This window comes from Pseudomonas defluvii, assembly GCF_001695625.1.
GTDB classification, from domain to species: domain Bacteria; phylum Pseudomonadota; class Gammaproteobacteria; order Pseudomonadales; family Pseudomonadaceae; genus Aquipseudomonas; species Aquipseudomonas defluvii.
Genome location: NZ_MBPN01000248.1, coordinates 1 through 1,850, shown reverse-complemented (window position 1 = coordinate 1,850; position 1,850 = coordinate 1). Strand labels below are relative to the sequence as shown.

The 1,850-nt window shown below is 58.8% G+C and carries 3 protein-coding genes; all 3 read right to left on the bottom strand.

All coding sequences use genetic code 11. The annotated features are described in order from the left end of the window. Positions 1-47: 47 nt before the first annotated feature. The gene (locus tag EKA13_RS27020; RefSeq protein WP_053870539.1) at positions 48-446 is read right to left on the bottom strand and encodes a VOC family protein; all 399 of its coding nucleotides are present in this window, start codon (positions 444-446) and stop codon (positions 48-50) included. Positions 447-491: 45 nt separating this feature from the next. After that, entirely contained in the window at positions 492-1,601 is a 1,110-nt protein-coding gene (locus EKA13_RS27015) for an S-(hydroxymethyl)glutathione dehydrogenase/class III alcohol dehydrogenase (protein WP_025999993.1), read from the bottom strand. A 54-nt stretch (positions 1,602-1,655) separates the two neighbouring features. Beyond that, positions 1,656-1,850: metal-sensing transcriptional repressor (locus EKA13_RS27010; RefSeq protein ID WP_065762017.1), on the bottom strand; the 195-nt coding region annotated here is incomplete at its 5' end.

Sequence of the window (1,850 nt, the reverse complement as noted above, 5' to 3'; positions counted from 1 at the left end):
CTAACCGGAGCAGGCTCCGTTCACAACGACCTCACGACTCCTTGGTTTCAGACAAAGGTGTAGGCACACACTTTGTTACCAGCTGGGTCACGCAGGTAGGCCGCGTAGGCACCCGGCAGGTGGCCACGTGGACCTGGCTGACCTTCATCGCTACCGCCAGCGGCGAGGCCGGCAGCGTGGAACGCATCCACTTCAGCGGTGGTGGCGGCAGCGAAACCGACAGTTACGCCATTGCTGGTAGGTGCAGCACCATTGCCTGGACGGGCGATGATGAACGCTGGCTTGTCACGGCCGTACAGCACCCAATCGTTACCGAAAGGACCCAGGTTCTTGATGCCGAGGGCACCCAGAGCCGCATCGTAGAATGCGGACGATTTCTTGATGTCGGCGGCGCCGAAGAACACGTGGGAGAAGATGTCGTTACCGGAAATTACTGGAGTAGCCATTTAATGTGTTTCCTTGAGTATTGATGTTTAACGATCAGGTAGTGATCAGTAGTGAATAACGGTGCGAATCGACTTGCCTTCATGCATCAGGTCGAACGCTTCGTTGATTTCATCGAGCCCCATGGTGTGGGTGACAAACGGCGCCAGGTCGATCTCGCCTTTCATCGCGTCTTCCACCATGCCTGGAAGCTGGGTACGTCCCTTGACGCCGCCGAAGGCAGAGCCCTTCCAGGTCCGGCCAGTAACCAACTGGAACGGACGGGTCGAAATTTCCTTGCCGGCACCGGCGACACCGATGACGATCGACTGGCCCCAGCCACGGTGGGCCGCTTCCAGCGCCGAACGCATGACGTTGACGTTACCGATGCATTCGAAGGTGTGGTCAACACCCCAACCGGTCATCTCGATCAGAACCTCGTGAATTGGCTTCGCGTGGTCCTTGGGGTTGATGCACTCGGTGGCACCGAAACTGCGAGCCAACTCGAACTTGGCCGGGTTGGTGTCGATGGCGATGATGCGGCCCGCCTTGGCTTGGCGTGCGCCTTGGATCGCGGCGAGGCCGATACCACCGAGGCCGAATACCGCCACCGAGTCACCGGGTTGCACCTTGGCCGTGTTATGCACAGCACCGATACCGGTGGTCACGCCGCAGCCCAGCAGGCAGACGTGCTCCGGATTGGCATCCGGGTTGATCTTGGCCAGCGACACTTCAGCAACAACGGTGTATTCGCTGAAAGTCGAGCAGCCCATGTAGTGGAACAGCGGCTGACCGTTGTACGAGAAGCGGGTGGTGCCATCAGGCATCAGACCCTTGCCCTGGGTAGCACGTACAGACACACACAGGTTGGTCTTGCCCGACTTGCAGAACAGGCACTCGCCACATTCAGCGGTGTAGAGCGGGATAACGTGATCACCCGGTTTCACACTGGTGACGCCCTCACCTACCTCTACCACGATGCCGGCGCCTTCATGGCCCAGCACGACCGGGAAGAGACCCTCAGGATCATCACCCGACAGGGTGAACGCGTCGGTATGACACACGCCGGTATGGGTGATCTTGACGAGCACTTCACCCTTGCGTGGCGGCTCAACGTCGATCTCAACGATTTCCAGCGGTTTACCTGGCCCAAAGGCCACTGCTGCACGTGATTTCATGATGTCACTTCCTTTTTTGAGTTGGTCTCCGTCACCAAAACCACCTGGAATTGGTTACCGGAGATACGACCGAACGATGGAGATGGTTTCGTTAATAGACTGTTGCTGCGAGTCGCTCCTCGCCCCTCTGTCAGGAAACTCCTCCCGTAGATGGCTCTCCAGAACGGCCGCCATCAGGCCGTTGATTGCACCGCGCACTGCTGCCAGCTGCTGCAGAACCGCGACACATGTCGGATCAGCCTCCAGGTC